At 24.1% G+C, this 24,643-nt stretch carries 39 protein-coding genes and 2 pseudogenes; 27 read left to right on the forward strand and 14 right to left on the reverse strand.

From position 1 onward, the window contains the following. The first annotated feature begins 1 nt into the window (after position 1). Positions 2–1,498 (forward strand): dihydrolipoyl dehydrogenase, encoded by a 1,497-nt coding sequence (lpdA, locus tag AC6I4F_RS05120; protein WP_497873009.1) that lies wholly within the window; start codon positions 2–4, stop codon positions 1,496–1,498. A gap of 196 nt (positions 1,499–1,694) precedes the next feature. Here lpdA and AC6I4F_RS05125 read toward each other — a convergent pair whose 3' ends face one another. Then, positions 1,695–2,672, reverse strand: coding sequence for a hypothetical protein (locus tag AC6I4F_RS05125; RefSeq protein ID WP_497873010.1), 978 nt, complete (start codon positions 2,670–2,672; stop codon positions 1,695–1,697). A gap of 699 nt (positions 2,673–3,371) precedes the next feature. On the opposite strand from AC6I4F_RS05125, the gene AC6I4F_RS05130 reads away from it, so the two are divergent. From AC6I4F_RS05130 to rnhB, 11 genes are all read left to right on the forward strand, one after another. Next, entirely contained in the window at positions 3,372–4,046 is a 675-nt protein-coding gene (locus AC6I4F_RS05130; protein WP_497873011.1) for a hypothetical protein, read from the forward strand. Continuing rightward, the gene (locus AC6I4F_RS05135) at positions 3,946–4,233 is read left to right on the forward strand and encodes a transposase (RefSeq protein WP_497874670.1); all 288 of its coding nucleotides are present in this window, start codon (positions 3,946–3,948) and stop codon (positions 4,231–4,233) included. The genes AC6I4F_RS05130 and AC6I4F_RS05135 overlap by 101 nt, the downstream gene beginning before the upstream one ends. A 494-nt stretch (positions 4,234–4,727) precedes the next feature. Then, positions 4,728–4,895: a hypothetical protein gene (locus tag AC6I4F_RS05140; RefSeq protein ID WP_497873012.1), complete on the forward strand. Its 168-nt coding sequence runs from the start codon at positions 4,728–4,730 to the stop codon at positions 4,893–4,895. 147 nt (positions 4,896–5,042) lie between these two features. Continuing rightward, the gene (locus AC6I4F_RS05145) at positions 5,043–5,228 is read left to right on the forward strand and encodes a hypothetical protein (RefSeq protein WP_497873013.1); all 186 of its coding nucleotides are present in this window, start codon (positions 5,043–5,045) and stop codon (positions 5,226–5,228) included. A 397-nt stretch (positions 5,229–5,625) separates the two neighbouring features. Next, entirely contained in the window at positions 5,626–5,985 is a 360-nt protein-coding gene (gene rpsP / locus AC6I4F_RS05150) for a 30S ribosomal protein S16 (RefSeq protein ID WP_497873014.1), read from the forward strand. Between the two features lie 46 nt (positions 5,986–6,031). Further along, on the forward strand, positions 6,032–6,271 hold the full coding sequence (locus tag AC6I4F_RS05155) for a KH domain-containing protein (RefSeq protein ID WP_338962636.1): 240 nt from the start codon (positions 6,032–6,034) through the stop codon (positions 6,269–6,271). A 1-nt stretch (position 6,272) separates the two neighbouring features. After that, a complete protein-coding gene (gene rimM, locus AC6I4F_RS05160; RefSeq protein ID WP_497873015.1) occupies positions 6,273–6,788 on the forward strand; it encodes a ribosome maturation factor RimM in 516 nt (171 codons plus the stop codon). Further along, on the forward strand, positions 6,781–7,542 hold the full coding sequence (trmD, locus tag AC6I4F_RS05165; protein ID WP_497873016.1) for a tRNA (guanosine(37)-N1)-methyltransferase TrmD: 762 nt from the start codon (positions 6,781–6,783) through the stop codon (positions 7,540–7,542). Before rimM ends, trmD begins: the two co-directional genes overlap by 8 nt. Positions 7,543–7,545: 3 nt before the next feature. Beyond that, the gene (rplS, locus tag AC6I4F_RS05170; protein WP_497873017.1) at positions 7,546–7,911 is read left to right on the forward strand and encodes a 50S ribosomal protein L19; all 366 of its coding nucleotides are present in this window, start codon (positions 7,546–7,548) and stop codon (positions 7,909–7,911) included. A gap of 85 nt (positions 7,912–7,996) precedes the next feature. Next, positions 7,997–8,899 (forward strand): ribosome biogenesis GTPase YlqF, encoded by a 903-nt coding sequence (gene ylqF / locus AC6I4F_RS05175; protein WP_497873018.1) that lies wholly within the window; start codon positions 7,997–7,999, stop codon positions 8,897–8,899. Then, positions 8,889–9,506 carry a ribonuclease HII gene (rnhB, locus tag AC6I4F_RS05180; protein ID WP_497873019.1) on the forward strand — a complete coding sequence of 206 codons (618 nt, stop codon included), beginning with the start codon at positions 8,889–8,891 and terminating at the stop codon, positions 9,504–9,506. The genes ylqF and rnhB overlap by 11 nt, the downstream gene beginning before the upstream one ends. Here rnhB and AC6I4F_RS05185 read toward each other — a convergent pair. After that, positions 9,499–10,074: a hypothetical protein gene (locus AC6I4F_RS05185; protein WP_497873020.1), complete on the reverse strand. Its 576-nt coding sequence runs from the start codon at positions 10,072–10,074 to the stop codon at positions 9,499–9,501. The genes rnhB and AC6I4F_RS05185 overlap by 8 nt on opposite strands. 187 nt (positions 10,075–10,261) lie before the next feature. On the opposite strand from AC6I4F_RS05185, the gene AC6I4F_RS05190 reads away from it, so the two are divergent. Further along, entirely contained in the window at positions 10,262–10,540 is a 279-nt protein-coding gene (locus AC6I4F_RS05190) for a hypothetical protein (protein WP_497873021.1), read from the forward strand. Here AC6I4F_RS05190 and AC6I4F_RS05195 read toward each other — a convergent pair. From AC6I4F_RS05195 to AC6I4F_RS05205, 3 genes are all read right to left on the reverse strand, one after another. After that, complete coding sequence (locus tag AC6I4F_RS05195; RefSeq protein WP_497873022.1) at positions 10,521–11,126, reverse strand: IS3 family transposase; 606 nt, start codon at positions 11,124–11,126, stop codon at positions 10,521–10,523. The genes AC6I4F_RS05190 and AC6I4F_RS05195 overlap by 20 nt on opposite strands. Then, positions 11,108–11,248, reverse strand: coding sequence for a hypothetical protein (locus tag AC6I4F_RS05200; protein WP_497873023.1), 141 nt, complete (start codon positions 11,246–11,248; stop codon positions 11,108–11,110). Before AC6I4F_RS05200 ends, AC6I4F_RS05195 begins: the two co-directional genes overlap by 19 nt. Before the next feature lie 117 nt (positions 11,249–11,365). Then, on the reverse strand, positions 11,366–11,644 hold the full coding sequence (locus tag AC6I4F_RS05205) for a transposase (protein ID WP_497873024.1): 279 nt from the start codon (positions 11,642–11,644) through the stop codon (positions 11,366–11,368). Positions 11,645–11,743: 99 nt separating this feature from the next. Here AC6I4F_RS05205 and AC6I4F_RS05210 point away from each other — a divergent pair, with 99 nt between their 5' ends. The 10 genes and pseudogenes from AC6I4F_RS05210 to AC6I4F_RS05255 form a co-directional block, all read left to right on the forward strand. Then, positions 11,744–12,160 (forward strand): hypothetical protein, encoded by a 417-nt coding sequence (locus tag AC6I4F_RS05210; RefSeq protein WP_497873025.1) that lies wholly within the window; start codon positions 11,744–11,746, stop codon positions 12,158–12,160. An 83-nt stretch (positions 12,161–12,243) separates the two neighbouring features. Next, entirely contained in the window at positions 12,244–12,537 is a 294-nt protein-coding gene (locus AC6I4F_RS05215) for a hypothetical protein (protein WP_497873026.1), read from the forward strand. Beyond that, a complete protein-coding gene (locus AC6I4F_RS05220) occupies positions 12,482–12,661 on the forward strand; it encodes a hypothetical protein (protein WP_497873027.1) in 180 nt (59 codons plus the stop codon). Before AC6I4F_RS05215 ends, AC6I4F_RS05220 begins: the two co-directional genes overlap by 56 nt. Before the next feature lie 155 nt (positions 12,662–12,816). Next, positions 12,817–13,740 carry a hypothetical protein gene (locus AC6I4F_RS05225; RefSeq protein WP_497873028.1) on the forward strand — a complete coding sequence of 308 codons (924 nt, stop codon included), beginning with the start codon at positions 12,817–12,819 and terminating at the stop codon, positions 13,738–13,740. A 141-nt stretch (positions 13,741–13,881) separates the two neighbouring features. Beyond that, positions 13,882–14,349 carry a hypothetical protein gene (locus tag AC6I4F_RS05230; protein WP_497873029.1) on the forward strand — a complete coding sequence of 156 codons (468 nt, stop codon included), beginning with the start codon at positions 13,882–13,884 and terminating at the stop codon, positions 14,347–14,349. Positions 14,350–14,695: 346 nt separating this feature from the next. Continuing rightward, on the forward strand, positions 14,696–15,184 hold the full coding sequence (locus AC6I4F_RS05235) for a hypothetical protein (protein ID WP_497873030.1): 489 nt from the start codon (positions 14,696–14,698) through the stop codon (positions 15,182–15,184). 133 nt (positions 15,185–15,317) lie between these two features. Then, the gene (locus tag AC6I4F_RS05240; RefSeq protein WP_497873031.1) at positions 15,318–15,440 is read left to right on the forward strand and encodes a hypothetical protein; all 123 of its coding nucleotides are present in this window, start codon (positions 15,318–15,320) and stop codon (positions 15,438–15,440) included. A 467-nt stretch (positions 15,441–15,907) separates the two neighbouring features. Continuing rightward, positions 15,908–16,261, forward strand: a complete 354-nt coding sequence (locus AC6I4F_RS05245) for an IS3 family transposase (RefSeq protein ID WP_497873032.1) — start codon at positions 15,908–15,910, stop codon at positions 16,259–16,261. A gap of 57 nt (positions 16,262–16,318) precedes the next feature. Continuing rightward, positions 16,319–17,557: pseudogene (locus AC6I4F_RS05250) on the forward strand (IS256 family transposase). Positions 17,558–17,759: 202 nt separating this feature from the next. Further along, positions 17,760–18,011, forward strand: a pseudogene (locus tag AC6I4F_RS05255) (IS3 family transposase); the annotation flags it as partial. Between the two features lie 36 nt (positions 18,012–18,047). Here AC6I4F_RS05255 and AC6I4F_RS05260 read toward each other — a convergent pair. Continuing rightward, positions 18,048–18,512 carry a hypothetical protein gene (locus AC6I4F_RS05260; protein WP_497873033.1) on the reverse strand — a complete coding sequence of 155 codons (465 nt, stop codon included), beginning with the start codon at positions 18,510–18,512 and terminating at the stop codon, positions 18,048–18,050. A 209-nt stretch (positions 18,513–18,721) separates the two neighbouring features. Between AC6I4F_RS05260 and AC6I4F_RS05265 the strand changes: the two genes are divergently transcribed. After that, positions 18,722–18,961 carry a hypothetical protein gene (locus tag AC6I4F_RS05265; protein WP_497873034.1) on the forward strand — a complete coding sequence of 80 codons (240 nt, stop codon included), beginning with the start codon at positions 18,722–18,724 and terminating at the stop codon, positions 18,959–18,961. Between the two features lie 246 nt (positions 18,962–19,207). Then, positions 19,208–19,546 (forward strand): transposase, encoded by a 339-nt coding sequence (locus tag AC6I4F_RS05270; protein ID WP_497873035.1) that lies wholly within the window; start codon positions 19,208–19,210, stop codon positions 19,544–19,546. Positions 19,547–20,126: 580 nt separating this feature from the next. Here the strand turns inward: AC6I4F_RS05270 and AC6I4F_RS05275 are convergent. The 8 genes from AC6I4F_RS05275 to AC6I4F_RS05310 all read right to left on the reverse strand — a co-directional run bounded on the left by AC6I4F_RS05275 (position 20,127) and on the right by AC6I4F_RS05310 (position 23,072). Beyond that, entirely contained in the window at positions 20,127–20,468 is a 342-nt protein-coding gene (locus tag AC6I4F_RS05275) for a hypothetical protein (protein WP_497873036.1), read from the reverse strand. Between the two features lie 3 nt (positions 20,469–20,471). Further along, entirely contained in the window at positions 20,472–20,990 is a 519-nt protein-coding gene (locus AC6I4F_RS05280) for a hypothetical protein (protein ID WP_497873037.1), read from the reverse strand. A 248-nt stretch (positions 20,991–21,238) separates the two neighbouring features. Next, a complete protein-coding gene (locus AC6I4F_RS05285) occupies positions 21,239–21,805 on the reverse strand; it encodes a hypothetical protein (protein WP_497873038.1) in 567 nt (188 codons plus the stop codon). Further along, the gene (locus AC6I4F_RS05290; protein WP_497873039.1) at positions 21,805–21,972 is read right to left on the reverse strand and encodes a hypothetical protein; all 168 of its coding nucleotides are present in this window, start codon (positions 21,970–21,972) and stop codon (positions 21,805–21,807) included. Before AC6I4F_RS05290 ends, AC6I4F_RS05285 begins: the two co-directional genes overlap by 1 nt. Positions 21,973–21,974: 2 nt before the next feature. Continuing rightward, positions 21,975–22,232: a hypothetical protein gene (locus AC6I4F_RS05295; RefSeq protein ID WP_497873040.1), complete on the reverse strand. Its 258-nt coding sequence runs from the start codon at positions 22,230–22,232 to the stop codon at positions 21,975–21,977. A gap of 81 nt (positions 22,233–22,313) precedes the next feature. After that, on the reverse strand, positions 22,314–22,637 hold the full coding sequence (locus AC6I4F_RS05300; RefSeq protein WP_497873041.1) for a hypothetical protein: 324 nt from the start codon (positions 22,635–22,637) through the stop codon (positions 22,314–22,316). Continuing rightward, complete coding sequence (locus AC6I4F_RS05305; protein WP_497873042.1) at positions 22,600–22,893, reverse strand: hypothetical protein; 294 nt, start codon at positions 22,891–22,893, stop codon at positions 22,600–22,602. Before AC6I4F_RS05305 ends, AC6I4F_RS05300 begins: the two co-directional genes overlap by 38 nt. 17 nt (positions 22,894–22,910) lie before the next feature. Next, positions 22,911–23,072: a hypothetical protein gene (locus AC6I4F_RS05310; protein WP_497873043.1), complete on the reverse strand. Its 162-nt coding sequence runs from the start codon at positions 23,070–23,072 to the stop codon at positions 22,911–22,913. A gap of 21 nt (positions 23,073–23,093) precedes the next feature. Here AC6I4F_RS05310 and AC6I4F_RS05315 point away from each other — a divergent pair, with 21 nt between their 5' ends. Both AC6I4F_RS05315 and AC6I4F_RS05320 read left to right on the forward strand, forming a co-directional pair. After that, on the forward strand, positions 23,094–23,954 hold the full coding sequence (locus tag AC6I4F_RS05315) for an IS1595 family transposase (protein ID WP_497873044.1): 861 nt from the start codon (positions 23,094–23,096) through the stop codon (positions 23,952–23,954). 26 nt (positions 23,955–23,980) lie between these two features. Next, complete coding sequence (locus AC6I4F_RS05320) at positions 23,981–24,490, forward strand: hypothetical protein (protein ID WP_497873045.1); 510 nt, start codon at positions 23,981–23,983, stop codon at positions 24,488–24,490. The last annotated feature ends 153 nt before the right edge of the window (positions 24,491–24,643 follow it).

The raw sequence follows: 24,643 nt of genomic DNA on the forward strand, positions 1-24,643 counted from the left end.
AATGTCTAACTATGATTTTGATTTAATAATTATCGGAGCAGGCCCTGGTGGTTATGTAACAGCGGCTCGAGCAGCAAAGATGGGTTTAAAAACTGCAATTGTTGAAAAAGATAACTGAGGTGGAGTCTGTTTAAATGTTGGATGTATTCCTACTAAGACGTTACTAAAGGGTGCAAAAGTTTTTCATTATATTGAAAATGCTGATAAATATGGTGTTTCTATTAAAGATAAAAAAAATATTGAAATTAATTGAAAAGTAATGCAAGATCGTAAAGCTGCTGTTGTTAAAGGTTTAACTGGTGGTGTTGGCTTTTTAATGAAATCTAATAAAGTAGAACAATTATTAGGGATTGGAAGTGCTATTGATAAAAATACGATTTTAGTGAAAGATAAAGATGGTAAAGAAAAGAAATATACTACTAAATATATGATAATTGCTACTGGTTCAAAAGTAAAAATGTTTGATAATCCTAATGGTCCACAAGGTTTAAGTGAAAAAGATTTAAAAACAAACCAAACATTATTAACTTCGACTGAAATTCTTTCTTTAAAAGAAGTTCCAAAAACACTAACTATTATTGGTGGTGGTGTTATTGGAATTGAGTTTGCTTGTTTATTTAGTACACTTGGTACTAAAGTTACTATTATTGAATATTTAGATCGTATTTTAGCATTACTAGATGAAGATATTAGCACAACTTTAACTAAAATTCTTGAAAAAAATGGTGTTAATATTATTACTGGTCATAGTGTTAATGAATTTAATAATAAAACTTTAACTTATTATGCTGCAACCGATAAAGAACATAAAAAACCATTAACAGTAACTAGTGACTATTGTTTATTAAGTACTGGAAGAACACCGATTACTGAAGGTTTTACTAATTTGGGAATTCAAATTAAGCCTAATCAAGCATTTGCCGTAAATAATAAATTGGAAGTTTTAGATGCTAACAATAATGTTATTGATAATATATATGTAATTGGAGATGCTAATGGTCAAAGAATGCTTGCTCACGTTGCATGAAAACAAGGATTAGCAGCGCTTAATAATATTTTAGTTAAAGAAGGTAGAACGGATGCTGATAATCATCCATTGAAAGAGCAAGAAGTAGATTATAATAAAATGCCTAGTTGTATTTATTCATTCCCAGAAGTGGCAAGTGTTGGTTTAACTGAAACTGAATGTAAATCTTTAGGTAAAGAATATTTGATGAAGAAAATACCATTTACTATTAATGGTAAGGCATTGGCTGATGGTGAGACTGATGGTTTTGTTAAAATAATTATTGATAAAAAATATGGAGAAATCCTAGGTGCTCATATTTTATGTTCAACGGCTACTGATATAATTGCTGAAATTGTTAATATTATGCAAACAGAAGGTACTATTGTTGAATTAGCCTCTTCTTGTCATCCACATCCAACAATGTCAGAAGTAGTTATGGATGTTGCACAAGATTTAGAATTAGAATGATACAAAGTTAATAAAAAATAGAAAATAATAAAAAGTATTACTTCTTCTTTTTTTGTCAAAAAAATAATTAGTGGTATTACTGTTAATTTCTTTTTGTAAATATTTATTTCATGTAGTTATTTGTTCAAATTGTATATTTTCTAAATTTTCATTACATAAATTATTAAGGAAATTATCCCCACATGTACTAGTGTGGGGATAATTTCCTTAATAATTTTTAAATAACCTTATTAATTTGATTTTTTGTTTTATATTCAACAAATATTTTTTGAAAAAGAGGATCTGTTAAAACATTATTTAATACTAGTTGTTCATATGTTTCATAGTTGTGATTTCTTTGCACATAATATGTTTCATAAGCAAATAAGTGCATAATCATATTACCAATGGTAGGATTACTTTCTTTGTTATTTTTTCAAAGTATTTCTTGTAGTTTAATACCGTGTTTTTTAAATAACATATTCATTGAATGTTTTATTTTATGTGGTCTACTTAATATTAATTTTTCAATGGCACTACTAATATTAAGACCATTATCAAATATATCATCTAAACTATGAATAAAATTTCTCAATTGAATTAATTCAAGATCTTCAAATAATTGTTCATTATCTTGCAAATTTTTTTTCATTAATAACATTTTAACATGACTATTATTTTGTTCAATATAAATAGGAATTTTAATCATATTAGTGAAACTTCTAATGATTGGAATTAATTCTTGTTTAAATTGATAGCCTAAATGGTAGTGAATTATAAAAAATAATAATAAAAGATTTTCATATATTTTATTTAAATTCAAAAAGGTAAGTGTTTTTTTATGTTCATCTATTGTTTTAATAAATGACTGATGGAATTGAGTGATAATATTAATAATATCTTGTGAAGTATTTTCAAAACATATGTTTTTAAAATTGGTAAGTATAGTTTTTTTATATATAAGATTTGCATTATTAAATTCTTTTAAAGCGTTTTTATAATAATCTGTTGTGAATGTTTCTGAAAGTTCTTTTTGTAAACTATTAATTTTTTCTTCATCACAAAGAATAACTGCATCTTGATAGTTTAAAAATAAAACAATTCAATTTATACACATTTTTTTTTGATCAACAGTTAAATTTGTATCAACGAAACATTGGAATAAAGCACCGCCAGTTTCAATGATACACTCATCAGCTGTTTTGTTAATTAACATTATTTGGCACCTAACTTTCTTTTTTTGTAGTTTTAATAATTTAATTAAAAAGTGTTTTAAGGTCAACTATCTTCTTTAATATTCTATCATTATAAATGACTTTTTTAAATTTTAGTAAAAATTACCAATTTTAATATTTTTTTAAACAAGTTAAAAAATAACTATTAACTTTAGTTTTTTAAATAACTTGAAAAAATATTTAAAAATTTTTTAAATCATTAGATAATCAGATGTATTTTTTTGTTCAATAGTTAAGTTTGCATCAATGAAACATTGAAATAAAAAACCTCTATTTTAATGATGCAATTATTAGTTGTTATATTAATTAACATTATTTGGCACCTAACTTTCTTTTATAATTTGATAACTTTTAATTAAAATATATTTTAAAAGTCAGTTATCTCTTTTAATCTTCTATCATTATAAATGACTTTTTTAAATTTTAGTAAAAATTACCAATTTTAATATTTTTTTAACTTGTTTAAAAAAATATTATTAACTTTAAATTCTTAAATGTTATTTTTAAAATTATTTAATGATTTTAAAGTATGTTACTATTATTATATTTATATAACATCAACATATAATTTAAAATTGAAGTAATACTCATATTTTATCTTAAATTCTTTATACAAGGGAGTCTAATAATTTTTAAATAAGTATAATTTGTTATGCAAGTTTTTTATAAACTTTTATATTTTGGAAATTATCCCCACATGTACTAGTGTGGAGGAAAAAATGAATTGAAATGAATTCAATAGCATATTTCAAAATGAAAACGATTGTTTGAAATATATAGCGAAGTTGAAAGTAATGAAATGTATCAGGTGTGCTTCTTCTAGTTTGAATGTTTATGATTTGAGAAGAATAAGATGTTTGAAATGTAATCAAACATTTAGTATTCTTCATGACACCATTTTTCACAAGTCACAAAAACCTTTGACATCTTGGTTTTATCTTATCTTTAGATGAATAAACACAAAGGATGGTATACTATCAACAGATGTTGCAAGGGAATTGGGTGTGACATATAAAACAGCTTGAAGAATGGGTCATGAAATCAGAACTAGAATTTGGAATCAAGATGCAGGGTTCATTGATGATGGCACAGCACAGATGGATGAAATGTATCTTTCACATGTAGGTTTTAAAAAACAAGGAAGATCCTTGTTGAATAAAACCTTGATTGTTGGAGTTTATGATAAAACCAGCAACAAACTAATTGTGAAAGTATTGAAAAAAGCAGATGAGAAAAAAACTTTTATGATTTGCATTGAAACACATTTCTACTGGGTGTTGTCTGTTTACGGATTCTTGGAAGGGATATGGAAGTTTCAAAAACTTCTATCACAAACATGAAATCGTAAATCATAAAGTTGGGTATGTGTCATCAACAGGTGTAAACACAAACCAGATTGAATCTGCATGAAAACATATCAGACGAACTTTTCGAACACACATAAAAGTTTCAAAACACAATATTCATTTATATGCAAAAAAAGTTGCATATAAATTCAATAAGATACCTAGTTTTGAAACTATAATTTTGTGTTTGATTTAGATACATGTGGAGATAATTTCCTAGATAGGCTTTTCTCAGCATTTATGTGATAAAATTTAAAAATAGTATATAAAGGGATAAAAGCCTATATTTTTTCTAATTTTTTAAATATTAATTTTATAATCAAAAACTTAGTTAAACACTTATGGGACAAGATGTGATAGTGTGAATCTTGTATTCTTATTCTAACACATAATATTCGAAACTTCTTCTTTTTGGAAATTATTATTAATTGTAAAAAAAACTTTAGTATTAGCGATAATTATTGGTTAAAAGCATTTTTTACTATAAATTAATTATAAAATAGATTATTAAAATTATAGTATTTTGACTTTAATAAGAGTAAAAAAACTAATTTTATGAAAAATAAATAAATTTTGTAAAACAAAAAAATAATATGTAAAATATAATTATTAAGTTTAATATAAGTTTTTTACCCATTGCTTTTTTTAAGTAAATGGGTTTATTAATAAAAAAATAAGAGGTAAAGAAGAATGGTAAATGATTTAGTTAATATAAATAAGTTTATAAAAAGTTTAAATACAAATAATATTAATAGTATAGATTTGATGCAACAATATTATTATCATGAAATAAGAGAAAATATAGAAATATATAATGAATTAATTGAAAAATTAGTAAATGAAAAAATATTTTTTTAAAAATTATTACTTTTGGTTTTTGAGATTGAAATAAAAAAATAACAGTTCAACAAGAAGAATTAGAAAATTATAAAATTAATAATGAAGAATTGATAAAAGCGAAAGAATTAGAAAATAAAAAACTAAAAGAAGAAAAAAACTACTATTTTGATTGAAAAAATAAAGAAAAATATGTTTGAAATAACTAGTGTTCTTGAAGAAGTTGACATTTTAGAAGAAGAATTTAAAAAAATGCTCAGTGAAAAAACTAATAATGAACCTGAATGTGAAATTGCAGAGGAAGCAATTGAAGTACTAAGTAAAAAAAAGAAGGTCATTTTGTTCACAAGATAGTGGTTTTGACTAAAATGCAAGTAGCGATAGTGAAGAATCTTCTTATCCAGAAAAATTAAATCTATTTATTAATGATGATGATGTAAGTTCTCAATCAACCAGTATTTTTAGTAAACCAATTTTGCCAAAAATGTAAATAGATAAATGTAGTTATTAAAATTAACAATTATTTTAATAATTAAATATTAATAAATAAATTATTTAAATACTTACATCAGTAAGTGTTTTTAATAAAAAAAACTTATTTATTTAGAAAAAATATGTAACTTAGTAAAAATAAAGAAATTATTATTTTAAAATCTTTTTATCTGTTAAGTATTTTAACTTGACATCATTATGTGAATAAGATATTATTAAAAAGGTTTATTTGCCACAAATTAATAGAAGGAGGTAATTTATGGTTAAATTACGCTTAATACCAACAGGAAAAAGTAAATCAGTGCAACCTAATTACAGAATTGTTGCGATTGATGCACGAACAAAAATTAATGGTAGATATATTGATAAATTAGGTACTTATAATCTAACAAGCAAAGAAAAACAAGTAACTATCGATGAAGTAAAAGCATTAAAATTTTTATCAAATGGTGCTCAACCAACAGAAACTGTTCGTAGTTTATTATCAGCAGAAGGAATTATGACTAAATTTCATAATTTAAGACAAGAGAGAAAAAGTAGCAAACCTAAAAAAATAACAAAAAAAGTTACTGTAAAAAATAAAAAAACTGGTACTACTAATTCTATTAAAAAAGAATAAGCACCTGCTACTTAATATTAAAATATGCTACAAGTGATTAATTAATATGTATGTAACATTGTTAGAACATTTAATTGAACCAATTTTACTTGATAAAATTTGTGAAGTTGAGATTCGCGAATTAGTAGAAAAAAATCACTATGATTTAATATTAATGGTACCAAAATCATTAATATCAGTATTGATTGGTAAAAAAGGAAATACTATTCGTGCATTATCAACAATTATTGAAAGTAAAGCATATTTAGAAAATAATACTATTAAATTAGTAATTAATGAGTTTTAAGATGAAATATTTAGAATTAGGTACTATTGTTAATACTCATGGTCTTATTGGTGAAGTTAAGGTTTTATGTAATTATTATGGTAATAAATTTTCATGAAAAGAAAAAACAACAGTTTATTTAGAAGAAACTAAACAACTAACACCTTTAATTATTTCAAGAGTAAGAAATCATAAGCAGTTTTTATTATTAACATTTGAAAATTATAATACTATTGAGTTAGTAGAAGGTATGAAAAATAAAAATTTAGTTATTAATAATGAAGAAATAATTAATGACAACTTACCTTGATTTTATGAAGATATTCTAAATTATGAAGCATTTGATGCTAATAATAATGCTTTTTTAGGAAAAGTTATTGCTTTCTTAGATAATAATCATCAAGGTTTATGAGAAATAAAAATGACTAATAAAAAAACCTTTTTTATTCCTAATAATAAAGTATTTATTAATAAAATTAATAAAGAAGAACAAAAAGTTTATTTTAATATTATTGTAGGATTAATTAATAATGACTAAAAACCAATTCACAATTATAACTTTATTTCCCAATGCTTTTAATGATTTTATGCAAACATCAATTATCAAACGAGCTATTACTAAAAAACAAATTAGCATTGATATTATTGATATTAGAAGTTTTGCTAATAATAAACACCAACAAGTTGATGCTGCTCCTTATGGTGGTGGCAATGGTATGGTTTTACAAGCAATGCCAGTAATTAATGCTATTAATAGCGTAAAACTTAAATATCCTGAGGCTAAAACAATTTTACTTAGTCCACAAGGTCAACAATGAAATCAACAATTAGCTTATAAATATAGTCAAAAAAATATTAATTATATTTTAGTTTGTGGTCATTACGAAGGTATTGATGAACGCATTATGTCTTATATTGATAAAGAGATTTCAATTGGTGATTATGTATTAACTGGTGGTGAATTACCAGCAATGGTTATTATTGATTGTATTACTAGGTTAATTCCTAATGTTATTCAACATCAATCTCATCTTAATGATTCTTTTAATAATTCATTATTGGATTATCCAACATATACAAGACCAGAAGAATTACTAGGTATGAAAGTTCCAGAGGTTCTAATTGGTGGTCACCATGAAAAGATAGCAGAATATCGTCATCAACAAGCATTAATTAATACTTATAAAAAAAGAATTGATTTATTTAAAAAATATCAATTATCTGCAAAAGATAAAATAATAATTGAAGAATATAAATCTTCACTTAAAAAAAATAAACGAAAGGAAAAATAAAACATGCAAAATGCAATTATTAAATTAGTTAGTGAAAGTCAACTAAATCATAATCTTCCTAATTTTAAATCTGGAGATACAATCCAAGTATTTTCTAAAATTAAAGAAGAAAAAAAAGAACGTATTCAAATGTTTGAAGGGGTAGTTATTGCTCGCAAAGGTTCAGGAATTACGCAAAATGTTATTGTTCGTAAAACTGTTGGTGGTAAAGGTGTCGAAAAAACATTTGCTTTAAATTCACCATTAATTGATAAAATTAATGTTATTCGTAAGGGTAAAGTAAGAAGAGCACGTATTTTCTACTTACGTAAATTAAGCGGTAAAGTTGCTAGAATTAAAGAAATTAAAACAGTAAAACCTGTTAAATAACAATTAAACCACCGTTATTAAAATCAATAGTGGTTTTCTAAATTGATATAAAATAATAATAAAATTTATTAAAGGAGTTAAAAAAATGCCTAATGAAAGTATCCATAATCAAATTCATTGATTCCCTGGTCATATGATGAAAGCCATTAAAGCAATTGAAACTAAGTTACCAATTATTGATGTTGCAATTGAAGTTTTAGATGCACGAGCACCATTAGCAACAAAAAGTACTTTATTAGATCGTTTATTAGAGAAAAAAATAAGAATTATTGTTCTTAACAAAGTTGATTTAGCAGATGATAATTTTACTAAAGAATGAGTTAATTTTTTTGAAAGTCAAGGTTTTTCTGTTTTATTGGCAAAATCATTAACTACAAAAATGAAACCGCAGTTATTAAATTTAATTACTAAATTAATGGAGCCACAAATGGAAAAACAATTGGCAAAAGGTATTGTTAATCCAAAAATTAAGGTATTAATTATGGGATTAACAAATACGGGTAAGTCAACATTTATAAATAATTTATTACAACGTAAAGTGACACAAACTGCTAATATACCTGGTGTTACTAGAGGTCAACAATGAATTAAATTAAATCCAACGATTGATTTGTTAGATAGTCCTGGTATTTTACCACCAAAAATGAATGATCAAAAAGTAGTAATGATTTTAGCTTTAATTAAAGCAATTCCTGTTAAACATTTATTTTTAGAAGAAATGGCTAATTTTGCTTTAACCTTTTTACTTGAGAATTATTATGAAAGATTAGTAAAATATTATAATATTAATTTTGAAATTAAAAATATTAATGATGAAACATTATTTATTTATTTTAAGAAATTAGCACAAAAATATCATTTAAAATTGGCTAATGATGAAGATAATACTCATCGTGCCATGAATTTATTTATTAATGATTTACAAGTAGGGAAATTAGGATTAATTTCATTTGAAATACCACCTAAGATTTTAAAACATGAAAAGTAGTTTACGATACGAAATTGATAATTATTCATCAGGAACATTAATTGCTGGTTTTGATGAAGTGGGAAGGGGAACTATTGCAGGACTAATTGTTGTTGCAAGCGTTATTCTAAAACCAATCTTTAATCATCCTTTAATTAAAGATTCAAAACAATTATCAGCAAAACAACGAATAGCAATGTATCAAATTATAATTGATAATGCACTAACAGTTGCTGTTAGTATTAAAAGTCATCAATTTGTTAATATTCATAATCCTAAGCAGACTAGTATTTTAGCAATGATAGAAGCATTTAATAAATTAAAAATAGTACCTGATGTGTGTTTAGTTGATTTTGAAAAACCGCAATTTCCTAATTTTCTAGGAAAAGTTGAAGCAATAGTTAAAGGTGATCAAAAATCACTTAATATTGCTAGCGCTTCGATTATTGCTAAAGTAGTAAGAGATAAAATTATGATTGATTATGATACTAAATATCCTAATTATGAGTTTAAAAATCATAAAGGGTATTATACAAAAAATCATCAGATAGCATTACAAAATTATGGTATTTGTGATATTCATTGTATTAGTTGTGCGCCCGTTAAAAAATATAGTGGATTTATATAATAGAGAAACTTTTATTATTACAATTATTTACTGGTAATAAATTATTATCTAATTTATTTATATCTGTTGCTAATAATTTATTATTTTGAATATTAAAAACTTCTTTAATTGATTTAGTTCCTTGATTTATTAAAATATTTTTAAATGATTGAAGTCCATATTTTTGTAAATTCTTTTCTAATTGACTTGTAGGTGTTTTAATATTATAGGCAACTTCTAAATAAAAGAATCTTTTTTGAAAATCATGGTCAAAATCTTGATATTTTTTATAGATTTTTTCTATTTTATTTATTATATTTTTATTTAATATTTTTTGAAAGGCATTATTAACAATAATGCCTTTGCTAATATTTTCTAATAAATAGTGTAGTGGAAATAATTCAGTAGAATAACTAGTAACGTTTTTATATGGTAATAATAAGTCATTGATTATTTCTTTTTTAATATTGTATTTTTGTCTAATTTTATTAGAAGTTTTAATTATATTTATTTTAAAACAAAATTTATTATCTTTATTATCAATTACTAACATAGTTGAAAATATTTCTTTATATATTTTTTTTAACATTTTATTTTTCCTTTTTTATTTGGATATTTAATTTAATAAAAATCCTAATATAGAAAAATAGCTATATTAGGTATATACATTTATTAAATTAAAATAATTATGGAAATTATCAATTGTAAAACTTTATTGTAAAGCAACATTAAAGAATAAGTTACAAAAATGTAAAACATTAGAGAGAGAAAAAATAGTGGTAGATGGCAAAATTAAAAATTTTAATGTTAGATTACAAATTACTAAAGATTTTATCAAAAAACTGTCTTTAATGACAGAACAAGAACAATTTTTAATGCAATCAAGAATTGTAAAAGAAAATGAAAATAAATTTCATTTATTGATAATTGATAAATATTTAAAAAGTAATCAATTAGGTTTAAATTCTTCAATGATGATGACAACGAAAGATTATAAGTTTACCATGAATAGCAATTCTGGAATGGCAACCTTTTTTAGGACTGTTTTTTGGTAGACATTTGTGCTTGGTGTTTTATGGGAGTTAAGTAGTTTAGAGTGCTGTGGATTCTTATGTTGTTGTATCAATTGATATAAGCAAATAATTCTAATTTTAATTGGATTAATGATGTAAAATTTTTATCATTATTAAACTTTGTTTTGAAAGTTTTGAAAGTTGCTTCAGCAACAGCCTTATCATAATGACAACCTTTTTTGCTTAAAGAGCGGGTAATATTGAAGGCTAATAAAAGTTTATCAATAGTTTTATTATTAAATTCATTACCGCGATCGCTATGAAATATTTGAATATTTTTTAAACAACGATTTGAGCACATAAATGCTTGATATAATAATGATGCATCTTTTTTAGTACCTACACTATGTCCAATAATTTCGCGATTGTAAAGGTCGATTAATAAGCAAATATAGTTTCATTTACCATTAACTTGAACATAAGTTAAATCACTAACAATAACTTCATTTTTAAGCCTATTATTAAAGTCTCTATTAACAAGATTAGTAATTTGACTATCATTGACTTTATTATGATAATTTTTGTATGATAATTTAGTGTATTTTGATATTAAATTATGTTTATTCATAATTTTTTTAATTTTTCGTCTTGATAAATTAATTTTTTTTCTTTTAGAACAACTTTTAATCTTCTTGTTCCATAAGCTTCTTTATTTTCTTTAAAAGCACTAATAACAGCTTCATCATACATTATTTTGAATTTTATCTTCTTTTTTCTTTAAATTAAAATAATATGTTGATTTAGATATTTTTAAAAAACGACACATTGTACGAATTTTATATTTAACTTTATTTTTAGTAATAATTTCTATTTTCTGCCTATTATTAGTGCTGCTTGCTTTAAAATATCATTTTCTATTCGTAATTGTTTTAATTCTTTTCTTAATTTAATTAATTCATTTTCTTCAACAGAACGGTTATATTTAGTTTTAAAACTGCCTGAATTAGTAAATTGCTTAATTCAATTATAAGTAGCTGCTCTTGTAACATTGTACTCTTTAGCAAGACAAGACACTGACTTACCAATTTGATATAAAGTTACTATTTGTTTTTTAAATTCATCTGAATATGAGTTAATATTGGCCATAATTATAATTTCTTTCTTTTAACTAATTTGTTCACTTGTTTACGTAATTAGTGTCCAATAAAGTGTAACCCATCCAAAATGTTTATTTGGTAAATAATTATGTGATTTAAGTTTGCTAAATTATTTTTTGTTGTAAATACTTCTGTTCAAGCACCTACTAGTTTAATTGCTTCAAATGACCCTAATGTTGTTAATTATGATATTAAAAAAGAAATAATTAAACACGTTAAGTATAATGATTTTAATGATTGAGCAACTATTCCATGAAATTCTGCTTATTTTGATGTTGACCAACCGGATTTAAAATTAGTTAGTGGCGAAATTATAGGTGGTTTAGATAATGATTTGTATGTTGAATATCAAAGTTATGTTGTAGGTGTTAAAAAGATAACACTTAATACTGGAACTGGTGTTTATTCTTTTTGGAGATATCAGTTAGATGATATTTCTCGTATTATGTTTAATCATAATTTTGTTCAATATGGTAAAAAAATCGACTTCTTATTCATAACTTAAATCATTGAGTTAAACCTTTAAATTTACGTTTTGAATTAAATTTTGAAATTGATAAACCTTTAAGTTTTTATATTCAAGGTTTTATGTTTTATTTTAATTATGAGGCTTTTTCTACATTTACTGGTGATTTTGCTTTTAGTTTTTTAGATTATGTTGGTGATACAAAATATGTTTTTAAAGGAACAATTGGTAATGGTGTTTATATGCAAGATTTGTATAATTTTGTTACTATGCCAGTTCGTGTTCCAAATTTAAGACATTTAACTGTATTTTTTGATATTCATGGAACTACAAATTTAACTATTCCGCCGGAGGTTTCATTTGGTCAGATTAATATTTTTTTCAAGCGACAAAGTAACACCAGTACTGCCAAATAGTTCTTTTAACCCTGATTATGAGCGTGTTAGTTGATATGATGTTTTTGGACATTTACGTAATGCTTTTAGATGAGTACTTTATGGAGTTGTTGGTAAAGTTTTACCAGTTGAACCATTAAGATAGTTTTTTACTAAACTTCATGGATTATTGAGACGTATTTTTGATGATACTATTAGTTCTGTTTTAAATGTTGATTTTACTAGTGGTTTAGAACAAGTTTTAACATTGTGAGTATTTTTAAAAGCAGTTGGATTTTTAGTTGGTTAGGAGTTGAAATAATGCCTTGATATGGTTATTTACTTTTAGGATTTTTATTATTAATAATACTTTATCCATTTTTAATAACTAGAAAAAATATAAAGATATTACAACGTGTAGGTAGTTATATTATTTCAGCAGCACCAAGTACTGGTAAATCTGCTCTTGCTTGTTGTTTAGCGCAAAAACATAAGGGTAAAGTAGTTAGTACTATTCCTATTAAAGTACGTAATGAATATAGTTATCGTTCTTCTTATGATGATGTTTTTAAATTTAATCAATTAAATAGTAATTATGCTTTTAAAGAGTGCGATATGGTTGTTTTAGATGAGTTAGGTTTGAAAATTAATAGTAATGATTTGTCACCCGAATTTAAAGGAACACAAGAAAGTTTGGGAATGTTTTGTAAATTAATAGGTCATAATTTTAATGACATTATGTATATGATTGAACAACACCCCGATAGAATACCACAACAAGCACGTGAAAAAGTAGAATATATTGTGCAAGTTAAAAGAATGCGTATTTTGATATTTTTAGTTAAGTTTAAACTAAATATTTATACTAATGTTGATGATTATAATAAAGTTGTATTATCTAAAAGACAAACTAAAAAAATAATTAAACGTGGTGGATTACCACCTAGTTATAGTGGTGAAACTATGACTTTTAGTTTATGATTTCCTAAATCCTATTTACAAAAATATAATAGTCGTGCTTTAAATTATATTCATTCGTTGAAAAGTGAATTAAGTAGCGTTAAAGACTATGAACAGTCACAAGCATTAGATTTTACTGTTGATGATATTAGAGCAGTAGGATTAGATAAGTTGGATAATATATTACAAACTGAAAAGAAAGAAACTGAAAATATTGTATGCCGTACTTGTTATTATAGAAATAAACATTCTAAGAAAAATAAGAAAAATGTTAAAATAGAATAAACCTATATTATTCGTCAGTGCCAACCAGAACCTTGGTTGGTTGGCCGCGGGGTTTAGCCCCTCTGGGGTGAGTTGCAGAGCAACGAGGGTCAAAGCCCCTATTACTTGATTTATAATTTAAATATAGTCAGGGGAATTATAATGACAAAGAAATTCGGTTATAATTTACTAGCATTTGTATATTTTTCAAATCAACGTCTCGGTACTGCTAAATTAGTTTTGAAAAAAAGTACATGTAAACGTATTATTAAAATTTACAAGAAAAATAAAAATTTACAAATAAGTGATAAAGTAAGATTATTATCTAATTTTTTAAGTAGTAATATTGTTTCTAAAGTTTCAGCTTTAGCAGAAGAATCCTCAATGCAATATACTTTGATTGATGAAATAGTTTTTGTTATTCTTGAACGATGAGAACTATTTTTACAATGAAGTAAAAAAATAACAAATGCTCTTATTATTACTATTAATAAAAATCTAGAATTTAGCGCTGATTGAGTAGGTAATGATAATATTTTTGCAGAGTTAATAACTGAATATACTATTAATTATAAAGAATTAGGATGAATACCATTATTTTTAATAAGGGCGTATCAAGTTAATGGTTAGATTTAATAAGAACTTAAATGAGAGATAACACTCTCATTTTTTAATTGTTAAACAATTATAATTAATTATTTTATTAAACCAGCACTTTATTAAAGTAATTAATTATTACATAACTAAATAAAAAAAATTATTTAGGCTATTGTGCTGGAATTAACCAATAGTAATTTTTGTGTTGCTCTTTTAAAATTTCAGAAATTTTGGTTCCCTTCCCCTAGAACCCCTACCCTCCAAGGCTTTGCTACTTACAGTAGCATAAGCCTTACGTATAGTAGATAAGTAGTTAGTAGTATATAAGCCTTTTTTATCACTGTAAGTGATAAGGCTTTATACATAAAAAGGATACGTAATGATTAATGTTAATTTAGATATTAAAAATAAAATTAAAGAAAAAACTAAAGGTATGTTATTAGAAATTGGTGAATATGAAACATGATTTCCTATTAAAGATACTATTATTGATGAAAAAAATAAAAAAATAGCATTAAAAATAATTGAAGATTTTTATTATAAATTAGGTAAAAAATCAATTACAAAAGATATTGAAAGTGTTAAAGGTAGTAATATTTTAAAATATATTAAAAATATTCCAAATATTACTAGAAATGAAAATGAATTAATATCTTGTGAATTTTATGAACAATATAATGGTTATTATATTTTTAAAAATGATAAAAATCAAGAATGTTTTAAATATAACATTACATGAAAACAAGGCATGAAAAGTTTTAAAATAAATAATCCATATAACGATAATGATTTAGCAATAAATTATATAGTTACACCAATGAAAGATATATCAACTCATAATAATAAAATATTTTATTTAAAGTATTAAAGGAAATTAATATGTTATTAAATGTTGAAAAAATAGAATTAATTAAAAATTTATGTAATGAAAAATTACTTAAAAATCAAAAATATATTGAAATAGATGAAATATTAAAAATTATAGAAAGGGATTAATAATTATGGAATGTAGAGAATATAGAATTAAAGGTTCATGTGATATTTGTCATAAAAATTCATCATATGGAAATAGAACTTGTAATAAATGTTTTTATAAATTAATTGGTGAAAATAATGAAATGTAATATTCATAATGAAAAATATATATGATTTAGTGAATTAGAAAATACATATTATTGTAATAAATGCATAAATATGGATGGTTTACACTTTATTAGACACTAATTACGTAGACAAGTGAACAAATTAGTTAAAAGAAAGGAATTATAATTATGTCCAATATTAACTCATATTCAGATGAATTTAAAAAATAAAAAGGAGCTTTATATCAAAGTGGTAAGTCAGTGTCTTGTCTTGCTAAATAGTACAATGTTACAAGAGCAGCTACTTATAATTGAATTAAGCAATTTACTAATTCAGGCAGTTTTAAAACCAAAGATAACCGTTCTATTGAAGAAAATGAATTAATTAAATTAAGAAAAGAATTAAGACAATTAAGAATGGAAAATGATATTTTAAAGTAAGCAGCACTAATAATAGGCAGAAAATAGAAATTATTACTAAAAATAAAGTTAAATATAAAATTCGTACAATGTCTCGTTTTTTAAAAATATCTAAATCAACATATTATTTTAATTTCAAGAAAAAAGAAGATAAAATTCAAAATAATATGTATGATGAAGCTGTTATTAGTGCTTTTAAAGAAAATAAAGAAGCTTATGGAACAAGAAGATTAAAAGTTGTTCTAAAAGAAAAGAAAATTAATTTATCAAGACGAAAAATTAAAAAAATTAGGAATAAACATAATTTAATATCAAAATACACTAAATTATCATACAAAAATTATCATAATAAAGTCAATGATAGTCAAATTACTAATCTTGTTAATAGAGACTTTAATAATAAGCTGGTAATGTTTAGTAATCTGTGTAACTTACAAAAATAACTATGTTTAATTAATTCTAGTAAATAAAATTAAATAACTAGAAAGAGTGAGTTACGTATGTCTAAAAAACAAAATATTAATAATAATTATCCAATATCAAAAGCAGTAGATTTATTATTAGAAAATACTGAGGATTTAACAACCGTATTTAAAGAGGGAGGTTTATATAAAGAATTAACAAAAAGATTAGTTGAAAAAATGTTGAATTCTGAAATGCAAAATTATTTAGGATATGAAAAAAATCAACATAATAATAGTGATAATGCTCGCAATGGTATAAATTCAAAAAAATTAATAACCCAACAAGGTAAAATTGATATTAATGTACCACGAGATCGTAATAGTAATTTTGAGCCAGTAATAGTTGCAAAAAGACAAAGAAGATTTGATGGTTTTGATCAACAAGTTCTTTCATTATATGTCAAAGGCATGACTTTATCATATATTAGAATGCAGTTACAAGAGTTATATCATGGTGCTGATATTAGTGAAAGTGTTATTAGTCAAATTACTGATGATGTTATTGATGATGTTAAAGCATGACAAAATCGGCCATTAGAAAGTGTTTATCCGATTGTTTATTTTGATTGTATAGTAGTTAAAGTACAACAAGATAAACGCATTATTAACAAATCAGTTTATATAGCACTAGGAGTTGATTTAGAAGGTAAAAAAGATTTTTTAGGTTTATGAATTAGTGAAAATGAAGGTTCTAAGTTTTGATTATCTAATTTCACAGAAATGAAAAATCGAGGCTTAAATGATATTCTTATTGCTTGTAGTGACAATTTAACAGGAATGTCAGAAGCAATACAATCAGTTTATCCTAAAACCGAACATCAATTATGCATAGTTCATCAAATTAGAAATAGTTTAAAATATGTTTCATACAAACATAAAAAATCACTAGTTACAGATTTAAAACCAATTTATAGTGCATGTAGTGAAGAAGAAGCAATGCAAGTTTTAGAAACTTTTGAAAGTAAATGAAATAAACAATATCCTCAAATTGCTAAATCGTGATATAAAAATTGAGATAATTTAATGGTTTTTATTAGTTATCCTGCAGAAATCAAAAGAGTGATTTATACAACAAATGCTATTGAATCTGTTAATAGTCAATTACGAAAAGTTATTATAAATAAAAAAGTTTTTCCAAATGATATGGCAGTTTTCAAAATATTTTACTTAGCAATTGAAAATATAACAAAAAAATAAACAACGCCCATTCAAAATTGAAATACAGCAATTGCTCATTTTATGATAAAATTTGAAGGCAGAATTAATCTGAACTAGTAACTTTGTAAAACAAAGATACACAGATTATTAAAAATCCTCAATAAGCTTAAAAATGAAGTTATTGTTAGTGATTTAACTTATTTTCAAGTTAATGGTAAATGAAACTATATTTGCTTATTAATCGACATGTACAATCGCTAAATTATGAGACATAGTGTACGGTACTAAAAAAGATGCATCATTAGTATATCAAGCATTTATGTGCTCAAATCGTTGTTTAAAAAATATTCAAATATTTCATAGCGATCGCGGTAATGAATTTAATAATAAAACTATTGATAAACTTTTATTAGCCTTCAATATTACCCACTCTTTAAACAAAAAAGGTTGTCCTTATGATAAGGCTGTTGCTGAAGCAACTTTCAAAACTTTCAAAACAGAATTTATTAATGATAAAAATTTTACATCATTAATCCAATTAAAATTAGAATTATTTGATTGTATCAATTGATACAACAACATAAGAATCCACAGCACTCTAAACTACTTAACCCCCATAAAACACCAAGCACACTTCTTTTCATTGTGGAATACTTGGAATTGGTTGTATTTTATTATCAACATATCTTTTATTTACAGCATCTTGTGGTTGTGTAGGGTCTCCTATATCAACAATTCTAGTATTATTTGAAGTAATAATTCTTTTTTCTTTAGGTTGAATAATATTAGGAGAATTAGGGTCTATTATTCATAATGATTCACCACTACCACCATTATCACTAATAATATCATCATCAATAGTAATATTTTTACCTGCTGTTAATTTATTTTGTTTAATAGTATCTAAATATCCACATTCTTCATCTATTTTTCTATCAACATATTCTTTAGTACTAGCATCACTTAAAAATGTAGGAGTTCCAACATCAATTATTCTTTTACCATTAACATCAATACCTTTATCATCTTTTGGTTTAATAAAATTAGGATTATCTTTATCAACTTCTCACAATGAATTATCAATATCTGTTTTAATACGAGTAGTATCAATATTAACTATTGGTCTTAATAAATTTTGTGGATGACTAATAGTAATTTTAGTTCTAAAATCTAATGATTTTATATTATTATATGGTATATATGCATTTAATAGACTATCTTCACTATAATTTGAAATAAAATAAGGAAATTATCCCCACATGTACTAGTGTGGAGGAAAAAATGAATTGAAATGAATTCAATAGCATATTTCAAAATGAAAACGATTGTTTGAAATATATAGCGAAGTTGAAAGTAATGAAATGTATCAGGTGTGCTTCTTCTAGTTTGAATGTTTCTGATTTAAGAAGAATACTAAATGTTTGAAATGTCATCAAACATTTAGTATTCTTCATGACACCATTTTTCACAAGTCACAAACACCTTTGACATCTTGGTTTTATTTCATCTAAAGATGAATAAACACAAAGCATGGTATACCATCAACAGATGTTGCAAGGGAATTGGGTGTGACATATAAAACAGTTTGAAGAATGGGTCATGAAATCAGAACTAGAATTTGGAATCAAGATGCAGGGTTCATTAATGATGGCACAGCACAGATGGATGAAATGTATCTTTCACATGTAGTTTTTAAAAAACAAGGAAGATCATTGCTGAATAAAACCTTGATTGTTGGATTTTATGAGAAAACCAGCAACAAACTAATTGTGAAAGTATGTGAAAAAAGTAGATGAGAAAAACCTTTTATGATTTGCATTGAAACACATTTCTACTGGGTGTTGTCTATTTACGGATTATTGGAAGGGATATGGAAGTTTCAAAAACTTCTATCACAAAAATGAAATCGTAAATCATGAATTTGGGTATGTGTCATCAACAAGTGTAAACACAAACCAGATTGAATCTGCATGAAAACACATCCGACGAACTTTTCGAACACACATAAAAGTTTCAAAACACAATATTCATTTATATGCAAAAGAAGCTGCATATAAATTCAATAAGATACCTAGTTTTGAAACTATAATTTTGTGTTTGATTTAGATACATGTGGGGATAATTTCCTAGATAGGCTTTTATCTACATTTATGTGATAAAATTTAAAAATAGTACATAAAGGGATAAAAGCCTAAATTTATTAAATCAATTATTTTTTTGTGATTCTATACCTTTTAAATTAAAACCTTTAATATTTGGATATTCTTTAATTTTTCTTAAACAATTAAATACTTCTGGAGGTATAAAATATGGGTCATCTGGATTAGTTTCACTATAAGTTAAACAACCTTGACTAATTGAACATTGACCACGTAAATAATCTACATCTTTAGTTAATAAAAATCTAGCATAATGAGTAGTTGCTGTTTGAATATTATCAGTAAAATCAGTTGGTGTTATTTCTGGTCATTTTTTTGAAATATTAAAACCACTTAAATAATCAACATTACTACTTGCTACAGATATTGCAAATCAAATTTCATTATCTGGAGCAATAACTTTATCAAATAATAATTCATTAAAATATTTAGATAATTTAAATTATTCAACTGTTATAAATAAAATTGGGTCTTTAATAGCCATAATAATTTACTCATTAATGTAAAATAAAGGGTATTTAAACCCTTTAAATTTTAAATTTAGTTGCTTTTTGTTTATCTTTTTCAGTTAATTCTTTCTTTTTAGATTTTTGTAATAAAACAAAATTATCTACTTGTTCTTTATCTACATTAAAACTATCAAGTAATTTTGCAGTTGATGTAGTTTCTAATTGTAAATGAGTATTTAATTGTTTGATATTTGCTGTAATAAATTCTAATTCTTTATTACGTTTTAATTCTTTTGATAAATTAGATTGTTTTGATTTTTTAATTGATTTTCCGAATAATAGAAATGCTAAAGTAATACATATTCCACTAGCAACTGCTCCTCCTATTACTGCTGATATTAATTCTATTGAAAAATTCATTTTTTATTCCTCCAATTGTATTTTATTTGAATGTTGTTTACATAAATGACATTCTTTTTTATGTTTTTTAATTTCTTTATATTGATATATTAAATAAGGACTTGTAATAATAATTGGTATTGTTATTAATATATATTTAATTAATTTTCCATAATTACCTAATTTAGTAATAATATTTAATCCAATATGACTAAATATAGGAAATAAAGTTAATATTAAATGGTCTGGTCAAGTAAAATTATATTGATTAGTATAATTACCTATTCACATTTCTATTGGTATTTTAGGTATTAATCAAGGTGTTATTGTAAAAAATAATGTTATTAACATACCAATAATATGAATAGTTATTTTTAAAATATTTGATATTAAAATTTTTATTTTATCTATATGAGTACTATTTTTATTAAATCAAATTTTATTTAATCTTTTATATTCTTTATTATCTTTACTTAATGGATTAATAGTATTTCATATACCAATTGGTTTAATTGGTGTATCTAATTCAATAATAATTACCACCTACTTTCATGTTTTATAAAAATTAGAATTTCTTTTAATTTTTATATATTTATTTGTATGTAAAGATTTTTTTAATAATTGTTTTCTTTCATATCTTCATTGATTACTTCCTATTTCATTTTTAGATAAAGTTTTATATTCTTTTAATTTAAAAAAATCCCTTTTCTAATCTATTAATAAAATTCATAGTTTTTTGTACATTAATATTATTTGGATAAATTACACTAGTATCTTGTGAACCATAATATTTACCTTTTTTTTGCTAATTCACTTTTAACATATTTTCTTAATTCACTTGGTAATCATTTTCTATTTCAAAATTTTCAAAATATAGTTCCAGCACCAGTACCATTTTTGCCTTTTGCTTGTGTCATTAATATTCATATTTCTTGTGGAAATGCTGGATAAGTATAAGGACCATATCATATTTGTTTTTTATCATTATCACTTTGAAATAATGTTGTTAAAGTTCCGATTTTTAAATTTTTATTATCAACAATAAATCTTCCTTTTTTAAATCATGAACTTGATAATACTTCTCATGCATTATCTGGTATTTCTTCTTCATTTTCTTTAAATAAATTATTAAATTTATTTACATAATTTTTAACTGTTCTAATTTCTGAAGCAAAACGATATATTTGATTGAAAAATGAATAAGGTTGATGTATTTCATTTTCATTAACATTTTCACTATCAAATATTGCTTTTAATGATTGATTTTTATAATAATTTTTTAAAGCATTTATTAATGCTAATTTAATATCATTACTTGCTAATGCATAATATATTCATTCAATAATTAAAGGAAGCATTATAAACTCATATGATTATAATCTCAAGTTAATGAACCATTATCATCATTTAATGGTACTTCGCTCATATTATCACTACCATATTGACTATTTGTTTCACTATTAATTGAAAATATATTATCATTGATTAACTGTGCTGTTTCATTTGTAAAACTTGTTTCTTGCATTTCTAAATAAATTTTTTTTCCATAGGTAATAAATTATGAATAATTTCACTTGCACCAGCAACAATAGTTGGAATGGCATAAGCATTATTAAAATCATTATTAATACCCATAGCAACTCCAGAAGATATTAAACAACCACCAGTTGCCATATTTGCTATTTTACGTATAGTTTCAAATATATTTGGGATTAATTCAGTTAATCTACTAATAAGATTTGAAATACCATAAGCATTTAATGAAATATATGTATCTCAATCCATTAAATGATTATCAGTAGTATTAGTAGTACTTAATAATAAATCTGGTGGAAATGGGTCAACAGTAGTAGTTGCTATTGGATTTTATGTTGGATTGGGATTAATAGAAGAGTTAGTAAATTTACTATAATTTGCTAAACCAATTGTTCCTAAACCTAATAATATTTTTTTAGAACTATTAATTAATTTAGTTTTAGTATTTGGTCTTTGATTTAAATTTCATATATCTAAACCTAATTTTTTACCAAATAATAAACTATTAATTGAACCTAATACTGGATTTGCAATTACTTGCCCATAATAAGCACTTGTACCTATCATTGCACAAATTGGACTTATACCAGTTCTAATTAATTTAGTTAAAGTATAGTTACTCAATTGTGTAGTCTCAGAATTTTGTTGTGGCATATTTATTTTCTCCTTTTAATAATTGATTAGTTTTTTTAATTTGAATTCTAACTGTTCCTTGACAATTTTTATTATTACCAACACATATTGCATAACTATCATGTACATCACTTACTATAAAATAATCATTTCTTAATTTAGGATATTCATCTAATAAAATTGCTCTAATATCATTACTTGTGGTTAAATCTTCTGGTTTAGCAGAATAAATAGTAATATGTGCTTTTTCATTAAAATATTTATAAATATATTCCATAATTATTTTTTAGTAAATTATAATTTTACTGTTCCATAATAATCTTTATTATTACCAGAAATAATAGCACTTGTTGATGTAATATTACTAAATGTTACTTTACCTTTTTCATAACCATTATTACCAATATTTAATATTACAGTTTCTAATTCATCATTAGTAGGAGTAGTTACTGCCATAGTAATTTTTCCTAAATTTTTATGGAAATTATCCCCACATGTACTAGTGTGGAGGAAAAAATGAATTGAAATAAATTCAATAGCATATTTCAAAATGAAAACGATTGTTTGAAATATATAGCGAAGTTGAAAGTAATGAAATGTATCAGGTGTGCTTCTTCTATTTTTAATGTTTCTGATTTGAGAAGAATAAGATGTTTGAAATGTCATCAAACATTTAGTATTCTTCATGACACCATTTTTCACAAGTCACAAACACCTTTGACATCTTGGTTTTATCTCATCTTTAGATGAATAAACACAAAGCATGGTATACTATCAACAGATGTTGCAAGGGAATTGGGTGTGACATATAAAACAACTTGAAGAATGGGTCATGAAATCAGAACTAGAATTTGGAATCAAGATGCAGGGTTCATTGATGATGGCACAGCACAGATGGATGAAATGTATCTTTCACATGTAGGTTTTAAAAAACAAGGAAGATCCTTGTTGAATAAAACCTTGATTGTTGGAGTTTATGAGAAAACCAGCAACAAACTAATTGTGAAAGTATTGAAAAAAGCAGATGAGAAAAACCTTTTATGATTTGCATTGAAACACATTTCTACTGGGTGTTGTCTATTTACGGATTATTGGAAGGGATATGGAAGTTTCAAAAACTTCTATCACAAACATGAAATCGTAAATCATGAAGTTGGGTATGTGTCATCAACAGGTGTAAACACAAACCAGATTGAATCTGCATGAAAACACATCCGACGAACTTTCCGAACACACATAAAAGTTTCAAAACACAATATTAATTTATATGCAAAAGAAGCTGCATATAAATTCAATAAGATACCTAGTTTTGAAACTATAATTTTGTGTTTGATTTAGATACATGTGGGGATAATTTCCTAGATATGATTTTATCTCCATTTATGTGACAAAATTTAAAAATAGTACATAAAGGGATAAAAGCCTATATTTATTCTAAAAGTAGTTTAGTATTTATTGGTGATGGTGCGCCTTGAATTAAAACTACTGCTAAAAATGAAAATATTCCTTATGTAATTGATAGACATCATGCATTTAAAGCACTTAAAAAAGGATTTATTTTTAATAGAAAAGTAGATAATAAAAAATTAACAAATGCATATGATTTATTTGTTAATGGTGAATATTATCAATTATTAGATTTTTTAAAAGAAAATAAAGTTGATGAGCAAATATATAAATATTTTAAAAATAATAAAGAAGGAGTTATAAATCAAAAAGAAAATTGAAATCAAGGAGTTTGTGCTGAAAGCGATGTATCACATTTAGTTAAATCTTTAAAAAAATATGGTGCTAAAATTTATAATGATAAAGTACTTGATAATATGCTTATTATTAATTCAGCAAGAATTAATAAATTAAATCTTTTACTTTAATATTTTAAAAACTTAATAAATCTAAACCTAAATAGTTAGGAATTTTTACTTTAGATGAATTAAAATAATATTCTAAAATACTTGATTATATCTATAAAAAGGTATATAATATAAAAAAAATTAATAATCTAAAGTTGTCTTTTATTTAAATAA

Source organism: Spiroplasma ixodetis (genome assembly GCF_059729505.1).